Source organism: Acinetobacter pseudolwoffii (genome assembly GCF_002803605.1).
Lineage (GTDB): Bacteria > Pseudomonadota > Gammaproteobacteria > Pseudomonadales > Moraxellaceae > Acinetobacter > Acinetobacter pseudolwoffii.
Map to the genome: position 1 here is coordinate 13,982 of NZ_PHRG01000001.1, position 17,590 is coordinate 31,571.

At 42.8% G+C, this 17,590-nt stretch carries 16 protein-coding genes and 1 pseudogene; 7 read left to right on the plus strand and 10 right to left on the minus strand.

From position 1 onward, the window contains the following. Positions 1 to 14: 14 nt before the first annotated feature. Together proB and cgtA are read right to left on the minus strand one after the other, a co-directional pair. Positions 15 to 1,148, minus strand: coding sequence for a glutamate 5-kinase (gene proB / locus CWI32_RS00075; protein ID WP_074383013.1), 1,134 nt, complete (start codon positions 1,146 to 1,148; stop codon positions 15 to 17). Positions 1,149 to 1,175: 27 nt separating this feature from the next. After that, on the minus strand, positions 1,176 to 2,393 hold the full coding sequence (gene cgtA / locus CWI32_RS00080) for an Obg family GTPase CgtA (protein ID WP_100534362.1): 1,218 nt from the start codon (positions 2,391 to 2,393) through the stop codon (positions 1,176 to 1,178). A 265-nt stretch (positions 2,394 to 2,658) separates the two neighbouring features. Between cgtA and CWI32_RS00085 the strand changes: the two genes are divergently transcribed. Next, the gene (locus CWI32_RS00085) at positions 2,659 to 3,852 is read left to right on the plus strand and encodes an MFS transporter (RefSeq protein WP_100534363.1); all 1,194 of its coding nucleotides are present in this window, start codon (positions 2,659 to 2,661) and stop codon (positions 3,850 to 3,852) included. Between the two features lie 25 nt (positions 3,853 to 3,877). Here CWI32_RS00085 and CWI32_RS15280 read toward each other — a convergent pair whose 3' ends face one another. The 6 genes from CWI32_RS15280 to uvrB all read right to left on the minus strand — a co-directional run bounded on the left by CWI32_RS15280 (position 3,878) and on the right by uvrB (position 10,622). Further along, positions 3,878 to 4,471: a hypothetical protein gene (locus tag CWI32_RS15280; RefSeq protein ID WP_252146082.1), complete on the minus strand. Its 594-nt coding sequence runs from the start codon at positions 4,469 to 4,471 to the stop codon at positions 3,878 to 3,880. A gap of 29 nt (positions 4,472 to 4,500) precedes the next feature. Then, a complete protein-coding gene (locus tag CWI32_RS00095; RefSeq protein WP_005171768.1) occupies positions 4,501 to 4,875 on the minus strand; it encodes a winged helix-turn-helix transcriptional regulator in 375 nt (124 codons plus the stop codon). A gap of 187 nt (positions 4,876 to 5,062) precedes the next feature. Next, positions 5,063 to 6,520 carry a glyceraldehyde-3-phosphate dehydrogenase gene (locus CWI32_RS00100; protein ID WP_005096443.1) on the minus strand — a complete coding sequence of 486 codons (1,458 nt, stop codon included), beginning with the start codon at positions 6,518 to 6,520 and terminating at the stop codon, positions 5,063 to 5,065. A 251-nt stretch (positions 6,521 to 6,771) separates the two neighbouring features. Then, positions 6,772 to 7,704, minus strand: a complete 933-nt coding sequence (gene rarD, locus CWI32_RS00105; protein ID WP_100534364.1) for an EamA family transporter RarD — start codon at positions 7,702 to 7,704, stop codon at positions 6,772 to 6,774. Between the two features lie 163 nt (positions 7,705 to 7,867). Further along, positions 7,868 to 8,455, minus strand: coding sequence for a lipocalin family protein (locus CWI32_RS00110; protein ID WP_100328754.1), 588 nt, complete (start codon positions 8,453 to 8,455; stop codon positions 7,868 to 7,870). A 145-nt stretch (positions 8,456 to 8,600) separates the two neighbouring features. Continuing rightward, the gene (gene uvrB / locus CWI32_RS00115) at positions 8,601 to 10,622 is read right to left on the minus strand and encodes an excinuclease ABC subunit UvrB (RefSeq protein ID WP_005096439.1); all 2,022 of its coding nucleotides are present in this window, start codon (positions 10,620 to 10,622) and stop codon (positions 8,601 to 8,603) included. Positions 10,623 to 10,855: 233 nt separating this feature from the next. Here uvrB and CWI32_RS00120 point away from each other — a divergent pair, with 233 nt between their 5' ends. Then, positions 10,856 to 11,644 (plus strand): A1S_2505 family phage non-structural protein, encoded by a 789-nt coding sequence (locus tag CWI32_RS00120; protein WP_074383019.1) that lies wholly within the window; start codon positions 10,856 to 10,858, stop codon positions 11,642 to 11,644. Positions 11,645 to 11,967: 323 nt separating this feature from the next. Here the strand turns inward: CWI32_RS00120 and CWI32_RS00125 are convergent, their stop codons facing one another. Next, positions 11,968 to 12,147, minus strand: a complete 180-nt coding sequence (locus tag CWI32_RS00125; protein WP_004646507.1) for a hypothetical protein — start codon at positions 12,145 to 12,147, stop codon at positions 11,968 to 11,970. A gap of 446 nt (positions 12,148 to 12,593) precedes the next feature. Between CWI32_RS00125 and CWI32_RS00135 the strand changes: the two genes are divergently transcribed. The 5 genes and pseudogenes from CWI32_RS00135 (at position 12,594) to CWI32_RS00150 (ending at position 16,031) form a co-directional block, all read left to right on the plus strand. Next, the gene (locus CWI32_RS00135) at positions 12,594 to 13,646 is read left to right on the plus strand and encodes an OmpW/AlkL family protein (protein WP_100534366.1); all 1,053 of its coding nucleotides are present in this window, start codon (positions 12,594 to 12,596) and stop codon (positions 13,644 to 13,646) included. Between the two features lie 154 nt (positions 13,647 to 13,800). After that, on the plus strand, positions 13,801 to 15,015 hold the full coding sequence (locus CWI32_RS00140) for an MFS transporter (protein WP_100534367.1): 1,215 nt from the start codon (positions 13,801 to 13,803) through the stop codon (positions 15,013 to 15,015). Continuing rightward, a complete protein-coding gene (locus CWI32_RS15455; RefSeq protein WP_005096435.1) occupies positions 15,008 to 15,142 on the plus strand; it encodes a hypothetical protein in 135 nt (44 codons plus the stop codon). The genes CWI32_RS00140 and CWI32_RS15455 overlap by 8 nt, the downstream gene beginning before the upstream one ends. A gap of 163 nt (positions 15,143 to 15,305) precedes the next feature. Then, positions 15,306 to 15,401, plus strand: a pseudogene (locus tag CWI32_RS15285) (TauD/TfdA family dioxygenase); the annotation flags it as partial. 300 nt (positions 15,402 to 15,701) lie between these two features. Further along, entirely contained in the window at positions 15,702 to 16,031 is a 330-nt protein-coding gene (locus CWI32_RS00150) for a four-helix bundle copper-binding protein (RefSeq protein WP_100534368.1), read from the plus strand. A gap of 143 nt (positions 16,032 to 16,174) precedes the next feature. Here the strand turns inward: CWI32_RS00150 and sthA are convergent, their stop codons facing one another. Beyond that, on the minus strand, positions 16,175 to 17,590 hold the full coding sequence (gene sthA / locus CWI32_RS00155) for a Si-specific NAD(P)(+) transhydrogenase (protein WP_005096431.1): 1,416 nt from the start codon (positions 17,588 to 17,590) through the stop codon (positions 16,175 to 16,177).

Here is a 17,590-nt window from a genome sequence, read left to right on the forward strand (position 1 = left end):
TAAATCTGAATGACTTAGTAGATCGCCATATGATTGCGGTGAATCATCTCGAGTGAACGCGCTTCACCTAAAACCTGATGCACTTTATCAGAAGCCAGACCACGTACAATATCTGCCGAACGCGAACTAAAGTTAACACGACCGACTGCAATTCGGTGACCTTGTGTATCCACACATTCCACCACATCACCGCGCTCAAAATGTCCTTCAACCGCTTTGACGCCGACAGGCAACAAGCTACGATGATTGTCTTTAATGGCCTTTACCGCACCATCATCAATCACCAAACGACCTGCCGTTTGCAGGTGTGCTGCCAACCATTGCTGATGCGCGGTCATCCGATCTTTGTCAGTCACAAACAAGGTTCCTAACAATTCACCAGACATCAGACGAGATAGCACAGCATCACTATCACCGCTTGCAATTAAGGTCGGACAACCGGACTTTGCCGCCAGTCGTGCAGCACGAACTTTGGTCAACATGCCGCCGCGACCAAATTTACCACCACCACCGGCCATATCAAACAGGCTCTCATCCATCGCACGTACCGTATGGAACAGTTTGGCATCTGGATTCGAGCGTGGATCTGAGTCAAACATACCTTCCTGATCCGTTAAGATAATCAGAAGATCGGCATGCACCTGACCTGCCACCATGGCAGCCAGCGTGTCGTTATCACCAAAGCGGATTTCATCGGTAGAAACGGTATCATTTTCATTGATCACTGGAATCACGCGCCAGTCAATCAGGTTCTGCAAAGCATCACATGAATTGAGATAGCGGCGACGATCTGCCAGATCATCATGGGTCAATAATACCTGCGCCGTTCGAATCTGGTGTTTCTCCAGTACGCTTGACCAGGTATGAATCAGGCCCATCTGACCAATGGCAGCACAAGCCTGAAGACTGGGTAGATCGGTGGGTCGATTCTCAAGTTTCATTCGCACCATACCTTCAGCCACAGCACCGGAAGACACCAGAATAATCTCGTGTCCTGCATTGTGTAGATCTGCGATTTGTCCCGCCCAGTGCGAGATGGCATCTAAATCTAAACCTTGTCCGTTTGCTGTGAGTAAAGATGATCCGATTTTAACAACGATTCGTTTACAACCCTTGAGCTGACGCTGCCCATCTACCACTTCTATCATCTTGTCCTCAGACTCTTCTCTCAGAGATTAGCGTACGTAGTACACTTCCACATCACTATCATTATCGCCATCTTCATCATCTTCATCGTCGCCCAGAATACCGGCAAGACGTTGCTGACGACGCATCTCACGATACGCTTCTTTTGCAGCGATGGTTTGTTCACGTGTTTCAGCTTCAAGCTGATCACGGAATGCTTTCATTTCTGCTGCATATTCTTGATCTTCAGCTTCGCGTTCACGCTGCTCTTCGATCTGATCCATCAGGTAGTAAACCACGTCTTTGGTACCTTCAGCGGTTAAGCCAGAAGTTTCAAAAACCGGGCCTTCCCACTGCAATTCTTCAAGAATATGAGTACACCATTCTTCACGTGTTTCTTCAGCCAATTGGTCGACTTTATTCAGCACCAATACGATCGGCAGTTTTGAAAGTGTTGGGGAGAAATTTTCTAACTCTTTCATAATTGCTTTAGCATTATGTGCCGGATCTGAGCCATCAATCGGTTGTACATCAACGATGTGTAACAAGATACGGGTACGTGCCAGATGCTTCAGGAAGCGAATCCCCAGACCTGCACCTTCAGATGCGCCTTCAATCAGACCCGGAATATCGGCCATCACGAATGAACGGTGACTATCGGCATCGACCACACCCAGGTTTGGCACCATGGTGGTAAATGGATAATCTGCCACTTTTGGTTTTGCCGCCGATACTGCACGAATGAAGGTTGATTTACCCGCATTTGGCATACCCAGCAAGCCCACATCTGCCAGAACTTTAAGCTCCAGACGGATTTCACGGAATTCGCCTTTTTGACCATGCGTACACTTACGTGGTGAACGGTTGGTCGATGATTTAAAGTGCGTATTTCCTAAACCACCGTCACCGCCTGCTGCCACTTTCACGCGTTGACCATCTTCGATCAAATCGCCAATAATGTCGCCAGACTCAACATCTACAATTGTTGTTCCGACTGGAACTTTTAATACGGTGTCTTCACCGCCACGACCAGCACAGTTCGCCCCACGGCCATTTTTTGCTCGTTCTGCACGGAATTTACGTGTATAACGATAATCAACTAGCGTACTGGTGTTGTCGTCAGCCTGTATATAAATACTGCCACCACGACCACCATCACCACCATCTGGACCACCAAATGGCACGAATTTTTCACGGCGAAAACTGGCTACGCCATTGCCACCGTCGCCAGCCTCTACGGTAATGACTGCTTCATCAACAAAGCGCATATTGCCAATCCTCTAAAAACTTTAAAACCCCATATTCTGCCATATTTTAAAGAATTTCTCGACTATATTTATATGCTATTCCATGAAGATCGCTTATTTAATCCTGTCATGTTATTGAACAGCCATTAATTTTTGATAAGTTTCAAAACTAAGCTCTATGCTTTTGTTTTAATATACTTTTTAATGATCACTTGATTGTTTTTAATTATTTCTGCTTTGTCGTGCAACTGCCTATAGTGCAGGCAATGTTAAAAGAGTCGGGCCTATGAGCAATTCAGAAAGGAAATCTGTCAGTCCATTGTCATCACAATTTGTATTATTGATGGCAATGGCATGTGGCTTATGTGCAGGCTCTGCCTATTTTAACCAGCCTCTGATCTATTCAATCGAGAAAAGTCTGGGCATTAGTACCAGTCAGGCCGGTTTTGCCGTGGTGATTGCACAGATTGGTTATGTCCTCGGCTTAATGCTTTTGGTTCCTTTGGGAGACTTTCTGAATAAACGCAAACTGATCGTTAACCTGATGGTCTTTGCAGCCATTTCGCAGATATTGCTTTCATTCAGTACGACTTTATCAATGTTATATCTGTTTACCTTGTGTGCCACCTTTGGCGCAATCTCGGCGCAGATCTTAATTCCTTTTGCATCGACCATTAGCCCACCTGAATCCAGCGCTGCTACAGTGGGTAAGCTGATGAGTGGGTTGGTGATGGGAATTATTCTGTCACGTACCTTTGCCGGCTTTGTTTCCACTTACTGGTCTTGGGAAGGTGTGTATTTATCCAGCGGTGTGATCACCTTGCTCTTTGCAGCACTCATGTGGAAAAAACTACCCGATACTCAAGCTCAGGCAGGCTTAACTATTGGTGACATTTACCGCTCTTTGTTTAGCCTTGCATGTCAGAATCCACATTTAATCCGGCGTGCCTGTGCGGGTGCCTTGGGTTTTGGAATTTTATCGATGATCTTTACCTCGATGACTTTTGTATTAGGCAATGCACCTTATTATTTCACCGATTTCGAAATTGGGTTATTTGGCTTACTAGGCGTGATCGGGATTTATTCATCAAGCTGGTCAGGCAAAACCGTAGGACAAGGTAGAGAAAATCTGGTCGCCAAGCTATGCATTGTCCTGATGTTCGGCTCTACACTGCCCTTATATTTTGCCCAGCACAATATTGTAATCTATGCGATTGGTGTGCTGATGGCCTACTTTGGTCTGACAGCCTTCCATGTTTTGAATCAGAATCTGGTTTATCGGATTGATCTTAAATCGCGTTCACGTATTAATGCAGTCTATATGACGATTTACTTTAGTGGTGCCGCTTTAGGTTCGCTTGGTGCAGTCTATGCCTGGGAGCAGTTTGAATGGATCGGTTGCGTGATCCTTGGCTTTATTTTCTCGATTGGAATTTTACTGATTGATCGCTTGGATTTTAAGAAAATGCAAAATGCTTGATTCACAAAGGAATAAATCGATCGGTTTATTCCTTTTGGTAAAGTACATACTTCATTAACTCTGTTCTAAGATTAGAATTTTGTTCTCGATGAATACTACCTAATTGAGGTGTAATATTCGCGATATGTTCCAAATTTTCACTACCAACCAGTGCGTTATATCTTACATAGTTAAGCAAACATTGATTTTGAAATCTCCTAATTTGGTCTTTTAATTCTCCATCAGATATTGCTTTACCTAAAAATTTAAAAGCATCTTCTTGCTCATTAAATATAGATATAAATTTTTTATTCAATATTTTTATACTTTCATTTCGATCAGGTTTATAAATTAAATAATTACATATTTGATTACTAAGATGCTCAAGCTCAACAAGTTGAATAACTAGTCCTTTACAATAATTAGCAATTACTTCTACCCCTTTCTGCTCTCGCCAACTGGTATAGGTCATTAATATTGCAAGCGGTGCAAAGATCGTTGCTGACCAAAGCAAGAGATTGGTCGCTAAAGCAATATCAACATCTAAAAGTTTGAAGATTGCATAAATCGCAATGCATAAAACTAAAATGATTGCATACACTGCCAGTAAAGTAGCCAACAGATTTTCTGACTTTTCCATCTCTTGCTACCCCAAAAGCAATTTAGCTTCTATTTGGCAACACGTTGTTTATTTTCTAAAATTTCTGGTAAACCACGTTCAATCCAGTGAATCATTTGCATCACTTTATCTGCAGCTTGTGAACCGGTAATGGTCAACTGATATTCCACTTTTGGTGGCACAACCGGATAAACCGTTCTGAGCACAAAACCATCTTGTTCCAGCACTTTTAAAGTCTGGGAGAGCATCTTTTCACTCACCCCTTCAATCCGTTGTTTCAGTTCACTAAAACGATGCACACCTTCACTCAGGCAACGCAACACCAAGACCGACCATTTATTGGCAAGATGTTCCAATATTTCACGTGATGGACATTCAGTTGATAAAACCTGCCCTAGTAACGGACTAATTGCATAATTTGTCATAAATCTATCTCGGGATTTTATTACTTACTGATTTTAATATACTTACTCTTTGTAAGCTAACAGATTAATATTTCGTCAGCAAGCTGATTTACATTTCGTGATTGAATCGAATCCACCCGACTTCAATAAAAAATAAGTATAAAAAAAGAGCCTCCATAGAGACTCTTTTTTAAACTACATCAACAAATTATGCATTTGTTTCTGCAGGAACTTTAGGATAGCTTACGCCGCCCATTTGTTCAGCAATACGTAATACCTGGCAGCTATAACCCACTTCGTTATCGTACCAAACATAAGCAGTTAAACGGTTGCCTGAAGTGATTGTTGCTTGCGCGTCAAATACACCTGCAGTGCGTGAACCAATAAAGTCAGAAGAGACCACTTCAGTCGAGTTGGTATAACCGATTTGACCTTGAAGGATCGAACCGATTGAAATCTGACGAATATATTCGTTTACTTCATCACGATCAACGTCTTGACCTAAAGTCAGGTTAAGAATTGCAAGTGATACATTTGGCGTAGGAACACGTACAGAATTACCTGTCAATTTACCTTGAAGTGCTGGCAGCGCTTTAGCAACTGCTTTCGCTGCGCCAGTTTCAGTAATAACCATGTTCAATGTTGCAGCACGGCCACGACGGTCCGCTTTATGGTAGTTATCGATCAAGTTCTGGTCGTTTGTGAACGAGTGAACTGTTTCAACATGACCATTTAACACGGTGTATTTATCATGCAATACTTTCAGTGTTGGAGTAATTGCGTTAGTCGTACAGCTTGCAGCAGAGATGATGCTATCTTCAGCAAGGATGTCCGCCTGGTTCACACCGTAAACCACATTCTTCATGTCACCTTTACCAGGTGCAGTCAAAATAACACGAGCAGCGCCCGGGCATTTCAGGTGTTGAGCAAGACCTTCAGCATCACGCCATTTACCAGTGTTGTCGATCACAAGTGCATTGTTAATACCATATGCTGTGTAATCCACTTCAGAAGGATTAGACGCATAGATCACTTTAATGAAGTTACCGTTTGCAATAATTGCTTCGTTTTCTTCATCTACAGAAATCGTGCCTGCAAATGGGCCATGAATCGAGTCACGACGCAGTAGAGATGCACGTTTTTCCAAATCACCATCAGATGATTTACGAACCACGATTGCTTTCAGGCTAAGACCGCGACCCAGACCTGATTGACCAATCATCAAACGTGCCAGGATACGACCGATACGACCGAAACCATAAAGAACTACGTCTTTATGTTCTACAGCAGCAGCATTACCTTCTAGAGATTTAACAGCGTCTGCAACAAATGCATCGATGTCGCCGCCTTTTTCTTTAAATTCAACAGCAAGTTTACCTAGATCAACTTCAGCAGAACCGATGTTCTCAACTTTCGCCAATGCTTCAAGAATTGGGAATGTATTTACAACCGAAAGTTCAACATCGAGTACGCGAGTACGGCGGTGTGCTTTCAAGATCTGAATCACAGAACGGTTAATTAAAGAGCGACCATAAACTGTAGCTACAATATTTTTTTCACGATATAACTGACCAACAAGGGCAATCATGCGTTCCGCAAGTTCTTCACGGTTTTTCCAGCGACCTTGGTGCTCTGCATGTAGGGCAACGATAGTGTCTTTGCTCACAGATACGTCCTCTAATTAATTGTAAATCTAGGCATAAATTTCAAAACCCCATAATTGTAATGGAATTGGAGGCAACTTTGAATCAAAAGCTCACCGAGACGAGTGGTTTTTAACGTATATTCACTATAAATCTGGGAAATAGTTGCAATTAGCTAAATGATTTTGCATTCAAAAATTTTAAAAGCATGCGTTTTCCCGTACGGAGCAGAAATTTGTTAAATGTTGTTTATTCATTCGATCTCTTTTTAATTTTAAGAGTCTAGTCGATCCTGATAGTTTGCCAGATTTTTTTTAAGCGCTAATTGCTGTTTACGCTGCTTAAATAGATGCAGAATTCCTTCAATCACCAGCACCAATACGGCAAGCCAAATTGGAATATAAGTCAGCCACTCGCCAGCTTCGACACGCTCCCCCAAAGCCATCGAGGCAAAGGCCAACAGCACAGGTTCCAGATAACTCAACAATCCAAAGATCACAAAGGGTAAATATCGGCTGGCGAGAATATAGCTACCGAGTCCCAGTGCGCTCAAAAAACCCAATACCAATACTGCCCAGATTAAATGAGAATGATTTAACATGAGCTGCATCGAGTCGCTATAAATAAAACCCAGATAAAATGCAGCGGGCAAAATCAGAAATAGATCCCACCAGAATCCACCAAGATGATCGGTCGCAAATTTACGCCGCATAAAAAAATAAAGTGGATAAGCTAAAGCGACATAAACCGTTTCCCATGCGATTGAACCGATCCGCCAGATTTCATGTCCTACTCCCAACACTGCCAGAGCAACAGCAACCATCTGAAAGGATGATAATTTTTCTTTATAAAGCACACAGCCGACCAGCACCATCACCAGAGGCAGGAGAAAATAACCGAGTGAAACTTCGAGACCACGCCCATTAATGGGACCCCACAAAAACAGCCATAACTGCGTGGTACATAACAAGGAGCTGATCAGCAACCAGATCAAAAACGAAGGCTGTTGCAACACCCGTTTAAAAATACTGCTAATATGTTTCAGATCACCCGACCACCACATGAAGGCTGTAAGGAATGGCAAGGTCGCTAGCATGCGCCATGCAAAGGTCTGTTCACTATCTAAAGGCTGTAAAAAAGGCGTAAATACATAGAGCACTCCAAAAACCACGGAGGCCAAGACAGATAACGCGATGCCTTTATACATATTTAAACTCTACTTTCGTTCGCCGGCATTATAACGATTAGTACAATAGAAAGCTTGATGCTTCATCTATTTAAAATGCAGCTATCTCTCGATTTTAGATTGCCTTTCGACATATAAAATAAAAAAACCATGCCGTAGCATGGTTTCCATTAAGACGATATTTTTATCTTTGAGTTTGTTTGGTATGAATCACATCGCTCAGGTCATAACCCACCGACTGTGCATATTGTAAATATTCATTCACCACATTTTTATCCAGTTGTGGATTACGTGAGAGTATCCACATATATTTACGTTTAGGCTCACCGACCAGAACAGTTTGATAATTTTCATCCAGTTTTAAGACCCAATAATCGCCACGCCCGACCGGAATCCAGCGAATAAATTCGGGCAGGAAACTGACTTTTAATTTGGTATTTTGCGGTGGATCTTGCACAAATGCCTCACCCAAGGATTGGGTGGGCTGACCATCTTTTTTCATACAGCGGTTATCGACCACAATATTGCCATTTTCATTTAAGGTATAGGTTGCAGTGACATCACGATCGCATTTATTTTGAAAAGACAAAGGCTTGCGCGCCACTTCATACCAAGTCCCCAAATAACGGTCCAGTTCTACTTTTTCAACAGTGGCTAATGGCTCATTTTGCGCATAGGCCATCGTCGCCGCGCCAAAACCAAGAAGAACCGCACTACCCACAGCAATTTTTGCCAGCTTCAATCCATTACCTGAAGAATTTTGAGTTGTCATAAAAATACCTATTATATGTTCACAAAATATTTATTTAAAAATTTTCTGTTCTTACAATAGCCTTATCCAAGCACTTGATTTGTTACATTATGTTTGGTTTATGATTGACTTTAGGTCATCGAAATAAAACTTCATGTAAAAAAAATCAATCAAACATCTGGGCTTTTAAGCGCAAAATTTCATCACGCAGACGTGCAGCCTGCTCAAACTGTAACTCTTTAGAGGCTTTCAGCATTTCCTTTTCAAGCTTGTTAATATGCTTCGCAAACATTTTCGGGTCTGCCATGATATGTCGTTCATCTGCACTGATCGCGCGCGCCTGATCAGAAGCTTTCAATTCAATTGAATCATCATCCAATATTTCACCGGTATCGATTTCCTTGATTACCTGACGGACTGCGCTACGCGGAGTAATACCATGCTCTTCATTAAACTGAATCTGCTTGGCACGACGTCGATCTGTCTCATCAATGGCTTTTTGCATTGAGTCAGTTATTCGATCTGCATACAAAATCGCCCTCCCTTTCAGGTTACGCGCAGCACGCCCGATAGTCTGAATGAGAGAACGCTCAGAACGCAGGAAACCTTCTTTATCGGCATCCAGAATCGCAACCAGTGACACTTCCGGCATATCCAGACCTTCACGCAGCAGGTTAATCCCGACCAGCACATCGTGTACGCCAGTACGCAGCTCATGAATAATCTTGACGCGCTCAACGGTGTCGATATCCGAGTGTAAATAAGCGACCTTAATCCCGTACTCTTTTAAATAAGAGGTCAGGTCTTCTGCCATGCGCTTGGTCAAGGTGGTGACCAGTACCCGCTCATTGATATCTTTGCGCAGATTAATTTCTGAAAGTACATCATCGACTTGCGTCAGTACCGGACGAATTTCAATTTCAGGATCGATCAGACCGGTCGGACGTACCACCTGCTCGACAATCTGCTGCGATTTTTCCAGTTCATAACGTGCTGGCGTTGCGCTGACATAAACGGTGGTCGGGACAATGCGTTCCCATTCTTCAAATTTCATCGGGCGGTTATCTAGCGCGCTTGGCAAACGGAAGCCGTAATTCACCAGATTTTCTTTGCGCGAACGGTCGCCTTTATACATGGCACCAATTTGTGGCACAGTCACATGCGATTCATCAATAATCAGCAAGGCATCATCGGGAATATAATCGAACAAGGTTGGCGGCGCCTCGCCTGAAGGACGTCCAGACAAATGACGCGAGTAGTTTTCGATGCCATTGGTATAGCCCAACTGCTGCATCATTTCCAGATCATAACGGGTACGCTGTTCAATCCGCTGCGCTTCCAGCAATTTGTCATTTTCACGAAAGAACACCAGTCGTTCTTTGAGTTCTTCCCGAATGGTTTCAATCGCGCGGGATAAATTGTCTTTTGGCGTGACATAGTGACTTTTGGGATAAATCGTCACCCGCGGGACTTTGCGCACCATTTTTCCGGTCAGTGGATCAAACCAGCGGATGGAGTCGACTTCATCATCAAACAGTTCAATCCGGATGGCATCCTGATCCGATTCTGCCGGAAAAATATCGATAATTTCCCCACGAATACGATAAGTACCGCGCAGGAATTCCAGTTCATTACGCGAATACTGCATTTCGACCAGACGGCGGATAATGTCATCACGACCAATGCGGTCGCCTTCCACCACATGCAGCAACATGCTCATGTAGGCATTCGGATCACCCAAACCATAAATTGCAGAAACTGATGCGACAATAATTGCATCACGACGTTCTAATAATGATCGGGTCGCGGAAAGACGCATCTGGTCAATATGGTCATTAATTGCGGCATCTTTCTCGATAAAAGTATCTGAAGATGGCACATAAGCTTCCGGCTGATAATAATCATAATAACTGACAAAATACTCGACGGCGTTATTCGGGAAAAATGCTTTAAATTCGCCATAAAGCTGTGCAGCCAGCGTTTTGTTATGTGCCATGACAATGGTCGGACGCTGGGTCTGTGCAATTACATTGGCCATGGTATAAGTCTTACCCGACCCGGTAACGCCCAGTAAAAGCTGATCATGAAAGCCCTGTTCAATACCCTTGACCAGCTTTTCAATGGCCTGTGGCTGATCACCTGCGGGTTGATAACTGGTTACTAATTCAAAGGGTTGCTTATCAGTCACAGCTACATGTCTCAACTCGAATGCGGATCAGGAATTTTAGCAGATTTCAGACTTGCCGGAGCAGATTCCATAGCCAAAATACCGAAATCCAACAGATGATGACAGTCGAGAAATATGTTGAGAATTCTCATATTTAGTCAGTCTTTCAACATTCAGGCCATCCCTGCTTTTTACTTGACCCCAACCCCGATCAAAGGCAACATGAAGATCAGGATGGCCTCGAATAGACAATTATGACTTACCACTATCACGATGAAAATATTGTTAAATCCCTTCCGGAAAATACCGTGTTTGTTTTTGGCAGCAATCTGGCGGGTCAGCATAGCGCAGGCGCAGCAAGAACAGCGCTTGAGCATTTTGGTGCAGTCATGGGCGTCGGTCGTGGCTGGTCGGGTCAAAGCTATGCCATTCCAACCATGAACGAGCATTTGCAGCAAATGCCGCTGTCACAAATCCAGCACTATATCGATGACTTCAAGATTTACACCAAAAACCATTCTAAAAATAAATATTTTATTACGTCTTTAGGATGCGGGATCGCAGGTTATAAAGTCGAAGAAATTGCACCGATGTTTAAAGGCATTTCACGCAATGTCATTTTCCCGCAATCTTTCCGCCCTTTTGTGGAAAAGCCTCTACCCAAATTAAGCGCAAACTTCCTACATACGATTTTTCGCGATTCAGTCATTTTAAATCCTGCGACTGATGAGCTGATTGAAGAATTGCCATTGACCGAAAATGAAAAAAGTCTGGCGAGGATTATTTTAAATACCCAGATCTATCCGACCGACAGCAATGGGCGGGAACGGGTCTTCGAAATTGAAGATATCCTGCATAATCTAAATACCAAACTGGTCGATTTTCAGAGTCATTCGGAAGGTGCCATGCTGTTTGGGGGTGTAATTTTAGCGCTACTTGAGCTGTATAATATTAATGAAAAAGACTTTATTGATGTCTGGCAAGAACAGCGAGAAATTGCCCCACCAAAACCGGAAAATAAAGCACGTAAAAGCATTCGCTAATAACTTATCTCTCTAAAAGCCAATTTCTGAATTGGCTTTTTTTATGGGCATAAGATGTGCAAGGTCAATAGATCAACTAATTATTTTATTCTGCTTAGCGATGAGCTTTTTGAGATGTTGCATGTATTCGATCAAGATCATGCACATGAGAAATGAGAAATGAGAAATGAGAAATGAGAAATGAGAAATGAGAAATGAGAAAAATCTGACCAAGGTTTTATCTGCTCGAGAAATAAGGAAATAGATGAAATATTAATTGCTGAATATCTAAAAATTTACACAAAAAAAGCCATGACTCATCATAGCTTTTTGAGTTCGACCAATTAACGTTTACCCATTGAACGACGCGTACCGCGTGGCGGCATCCAGGTACGGTCAGCATAACGCTGCGGTCTTGGTCTTAAATCTTCCAGAACTTCTTCCGCAGCATTTTGCTCCGCTTGTTTGATCGGGAAAGGTAAATTAACCAGAGGCTTTTTTTTGGGAGGCGTTTGGGTGCTCATATGATTCACTCAATAATATATGCGCCTATTGTACAAAAAAACTCAGGCAACTGGGTAGCAGGATCTTGGATAAATTCTGTTAGTACTATTTGGAGCTCAAGCACGGAAAGCAAAAATCAATTCATTCCTAAACGACTTGCTGCAAAAATCGGCCTCATTCAGGAACAAAAACCTATATTGAGGACTTAAAAAATCGAAATTCTGCTGAGATAAAAACCAGATTTTTCTCTACTTAAACTAACTGTCTACATTTTAAAAGACTTATTTTACAGATGTTTCTTTGTTAACAGCTCAAACCTTGTATACAAAAAACACACAAAAGCTACCAATCTTAACCGATGGTTAACCTTTGATCTATTGTTCTATAACTGAATTTTTTAATGAAGTTCACATAATTAGTGAACTAGAAAAACGAATAAATACACTGGACATGGAGTTCCAAATCAATGAAAACAATGCTGGCATGTATGGCAGGCCTTGCCACTTTACCTATGGTCGCCCACGCAGATTCGCCTTATTTTAGTCTACAGGATGGAGATGGCTTTAAACGCTTTTCTGTGTCTGTGGGTGCACTGCATGTGATGCCACAAGGTAAGGCCCAATCTTTTGCAGTCAATACTGCGGTCAAAAATGGTGAAGTAAGTGATGTCGGGGCAGTCAAGTCAAGTACTGTACGCGACAATATTCGTGAAGGTTATAAAATCCCGCCTTTACTCGATTTAGCTTTAAACCTACCCGAAATCTCGGCTCCCCTCAGTGGGCAAGCCACCATTCAAGGTTTAGAACAATGGAATAATCCAGGGACTGGTCTGGAAGCCGATGATGTTACGACTTTAGGCATCATGACCAATTACTATTTTACTGATCATATTTCCTTTGAAGTGAAAGCTGGTATTCCACCCAAAGTGGATTTACAAGGCAGTGGTAAAATCTATGCCCCATTTTCGGCCATCGCAACCCCCCTGGGGGGTGCCTTAGGCAACCTTGAATTGGCCAATGATCTTCTGATTACAGACTTGGAAGCCTATGGCCCTGCTGCCTCGGCCCGTGCCTGGACACCTGCCGTTGAATTCCAGTATCACTTTGGTAAAACCGGAGTGAATAAATTTCGTCCTTATGTCGGCTTAGGTGTGATGTATGCCTATTTTAATGAACTGGAAATCAACTCGCGTACCGAGCAGGACCTGATTGCTGCTGGACATATGATTGCCAATATTAAACAAGGCAATGCTGGTGCTTCCCTTGAAGGTAAGCTAAGTGAAGCCGATCCTAAAGTAAAACTTGAAGCCTCAGATGTCTTTGCCCCTGTCGCTACGGTTGGCTTCAGTTATGACTTTAATGATACCTGGTTTGCGGTCGGCTCAGTCTCCTACGCACATCTGAAAAATGATACAACCATTACCGTCACTGATAGTACGTTGGGCGAACTGATTCGTTCCAAGGCAGATATTGAGATTAATCCGATTCTGGCCTATGCAGGTATTGGCATGCGTTTCTAAGTTCAATATCAGGTTTCAGAAAAACGGCTTCGGCCGTTTTTTTAGGCTTAAAATATTGATAAAAAAAATTTATCTTTCGATCAATTTTTATTTTATCGCCTCCTTTACCTGAATCGAATACTATAAGCGCTGACTTTATCTGCCTGCCTGCCCTATGTCCGATACTCCATTTTCCAAAGCGCTTATTTTTATGCTGATTGGCTCCGCTATCATTCTGGCATTGTCATTGGGCGTACGTCATGCATTTGGTCTTTATCTGGTGCCGATGAGTGATGAATTTGGTTGGGGACATAATGTTTTTAGCTTGGCGATTGCCATGCAAAACCTGATCTGGGGAGCAGTACAACCCATTACTGGAGCCTTCGCAGATAAATATGGCAGCAAGATTGTCGTTGCCTTAGGTGGGGCACTCTATGCCGTGGGCTTGCTACTCATGGCGATCAGTTCTACTGGACTGCTGTTAAATCTGAGTGTGGGCCTGATTTTAGGTCTGGCCCTGTCTGCAACATCTTTCCCGGTTTTACTGTCTGCTGTAGGACGTGCTGCACCACCAGAAAAACGCAGTCTGGCGATGGGTATTGCCAGTGCTGCCGGATCTTTTGGCCAGTTTATCATGCTGCCTTCGACCCTGTTGCTGTTACAGAATGTCGGTTGGTCAGGAGCATTGGTGGTCAGTGCGATTTTGATTGCCCTGATTGTACCACTGGCCTGGATGCTGAAAGCACCAATGTATATTCATCCAAATGCAGCATCTACACCCAATAAAGTGTCCCTCAGTTTTAAACAGATTCTGCTGGTAGTGAAAAATCATAAACCCTTCTGGTTTCTGTCTATGGGCTTTTTTGTCTGCGGTTTCCAGGTGGTATTTATTGGCATTCACCTGCCGGGTTATCTGATTGATCACGGTTTTAATGCCACCACAGGGACTATTTTTCTGGCATTGGTGGGTCTATTTAATGTGGTCGGCACCTATACTGCGGGCTGGCTCGGGGGTAAATATTCCAAGCCGCATTTGTTGATGGGTCTCTATGGCTTACGCGGGATCGCAATTATTGCCTTTCTCATGCTGCCACTGAGCACATGGACAGTCTATGCCTTTGGTGTCATTATGGGATTACTCTGGCTATCGACCGTTCCGCTCACCAACGGCATTGTGGCGAATATGTTCGGGGTGAAATACCTGACCATGCTCAGTGGTATCGTGTTTTTTACCCATCAGGTCGGCTCGTTTTTCGGTGGTTATCTTGGCGGAGTCAATCATGACTTGAGTGGTAATTATAATGCTGTCTGGATGCTGTCGATTGCCTTAAGCATTTTTGGCGTATTGGTACATTTCTGGGTCAATGAGGAGCAAATTGTGCATGACTGATTCTATGCTCATACTCAAAATCTCGATTGCTGTGGCGCTCTTGCTTTTATTTGCTCTGTCGGTGGCATTATGGATCCAGACACCGCAGCTGTTTGAATACTTTAATCAGGCCTTTTGTGCGCATTAAACTGCTGAAATTTACTCAGCTAAATAAACACAATTCACAGCACAATACCTTAAATGATTCATAATCAATAGAATAATAAAAATACAAGGTTATTTATAAACTTTCGATCATTACTTTTTTAATTTTGTTTCAATCGGCAATTTTCTTAGATGCTCATGAACAAGAAAATTCCGAGACTTTACATTCCAGTCGTCCTTTTCCAGCCGATCAGCACCATTTACTCAAACGGATCAGTCTTGCCGGTAGTCGCCTGTATTAATGAGAAACATCATAATAAAAAAAGGACGATCCAGCCTTCCAGAATAATTAGATCAGCGAGGTATACACTTTCACCATTGAGGAACTAACCACCTCAATGGTGTTTTATTTTTGGGATATTGCCAGTTCTGCTCGAGTGAATTTTATTTTTCAAGCTTGATGAATATAAGATTCTTTCGTATATCCTTTTACATAACCAAGTTATTCTTTACTTTTTCTCACCTAATTAACCTAGTGTGTTTTCCTTTTTCTGCTTAGCGTATTCAGTCATGAATATGTTTATCGCCTTAAGGAGAAAAAGATGAATACCAGTCATTTGTCAGATTGTGTTCAAACCTGTATGAGCTGCTCCCTCACCTGTACTGCTTGTGCAGCTGCCTGCTTAAAAGAAGAACATGTAGAAATGATGCGTGAATGCATCCAGCGTTGTCTGGATTGTGCCGATATTTGTCAGCTCTGCGCGCGTATGGAGCAGAAGCAATCGCCTTTTATGCAGGAAATCTGCGAGCTGTGTGCCAAGGCTTGTGATTATTGCGCAGAAGAATGCAGTCAGCACCAACATGAACATTGTCAGCAATGTGCAGAAGCCTGTCGCCGTTGTGCAGAAGAATGCCGAAAAATGGCTGCTTAAAAAGCAAGTTAATCAACTTTATCTTCATCCGAATTGAATTGAATTGGTCAATGCTTTATCTTCTAGCTGATTTAAAGCATTTAAAACAAAAAACCCGCAAGCCTTCACTTACGGGTTTTTTAAATCCAAGGCAAACATCTCGCTTAGAATAAACGATTCATACCATTGAGTGTCGCTACACGGTAGGCTTCCGCCATGGTCGGATAGTTAAACGTGGTTTCCACAAAATACTTGATCGTATTGTTTGGACTGTTCATCACCGCCTGACCAATGTGGATAATTTCAGATGCATTATTACCGAAGCAATGTACACCCAAAACTTCCAGCGTTTCACGATGGAACAAAATCTTTAATTCGCCCATAGTGTCACCGGTAATTTGCGCACGCGCCAAATGACGGAACGAGGCCTGACCGACTTCATACGGAATTTTTTCTTCAGTCAACTGCTGCTCAGTTTTACCAATCGAAGAAATCTCGGGAATGGTATAAATTCCGGTTGGAATATCAGTAACGGGGGCAACGTCTGGCTCACCGCTCATATTGGCACCCGCGCAACGACCTTGGTCATAAGCAGCAGATGCAAGCGACGGCCAACCGATTACATCACCGGCAGCATAAATATTTTCAACTTCAGTCTGATATTGATCATTTACAGTCAATTGACCACGGCTGTTTGGTTTCAGACCTACATTTTCAAGACCTAAACCATCGGTATTGCCTGAACGGCCGTTACACCACAAAATTGCATCGGCTTTAATTTTTTTGCCGCTTTGCGTGTGCATCACCACGTGATCATCAAATGTTTCCAGGAAGTCGATCTGTTCATTGTGACGAATCAGCACCCCTTGCTCACGCAAGTGATAAGACAGCGCATCGGAAATTTCATCATCCAGATAGCTTAACAGTTTGTGCTGGGTATTGATCAAATCAACTTTATGCCCAAGACCAATAAAAATCGATGCATATTCACAGCCAATTACACCTGCGCCATAAATAATGATTTTCTGGATAGAAAAGTCCAGATCCAGAATTTTATCTGAATCAAATACACGTGGATGATTAAAATCAAGAATTTCTGGGCGATACGGACGCGAACCGCTGGCAATGACCAGTTGCTTAAACATCAAGGTTTCTTTAATGCCGTCTGGACTAAATACAAAAATAGTATTTTGATCCTGAACATAGGCTCGACCATGATAGATATCGATCTTGTTACGGTCATAGAACCGTGAATGTGTATCTACTTGTTGTTGAATCACTTTATGCGCATGACGCAATACTTGCTTCATGGTGAACTGTTTCCAGTCCCCAACTTTCTGAAACAGTGGATCACGTTGATAACGGATAATACTGGATACCGTTTGACGCAATGCTTTACTTGGAATGGTACCCACATGGGTACAGTTACCACCTAGCTGTTCACGCATCTCAACGATTGCAACACGCTTACCAGATTTGGCAAGTTTCATTGCCGCGCCTTCGCCCGCAGGGCCCGAACCTAGAACTACCGCATCATATTTAACGAAAGTCCCACTAACGACCTCTTTTTTACGTGGCAT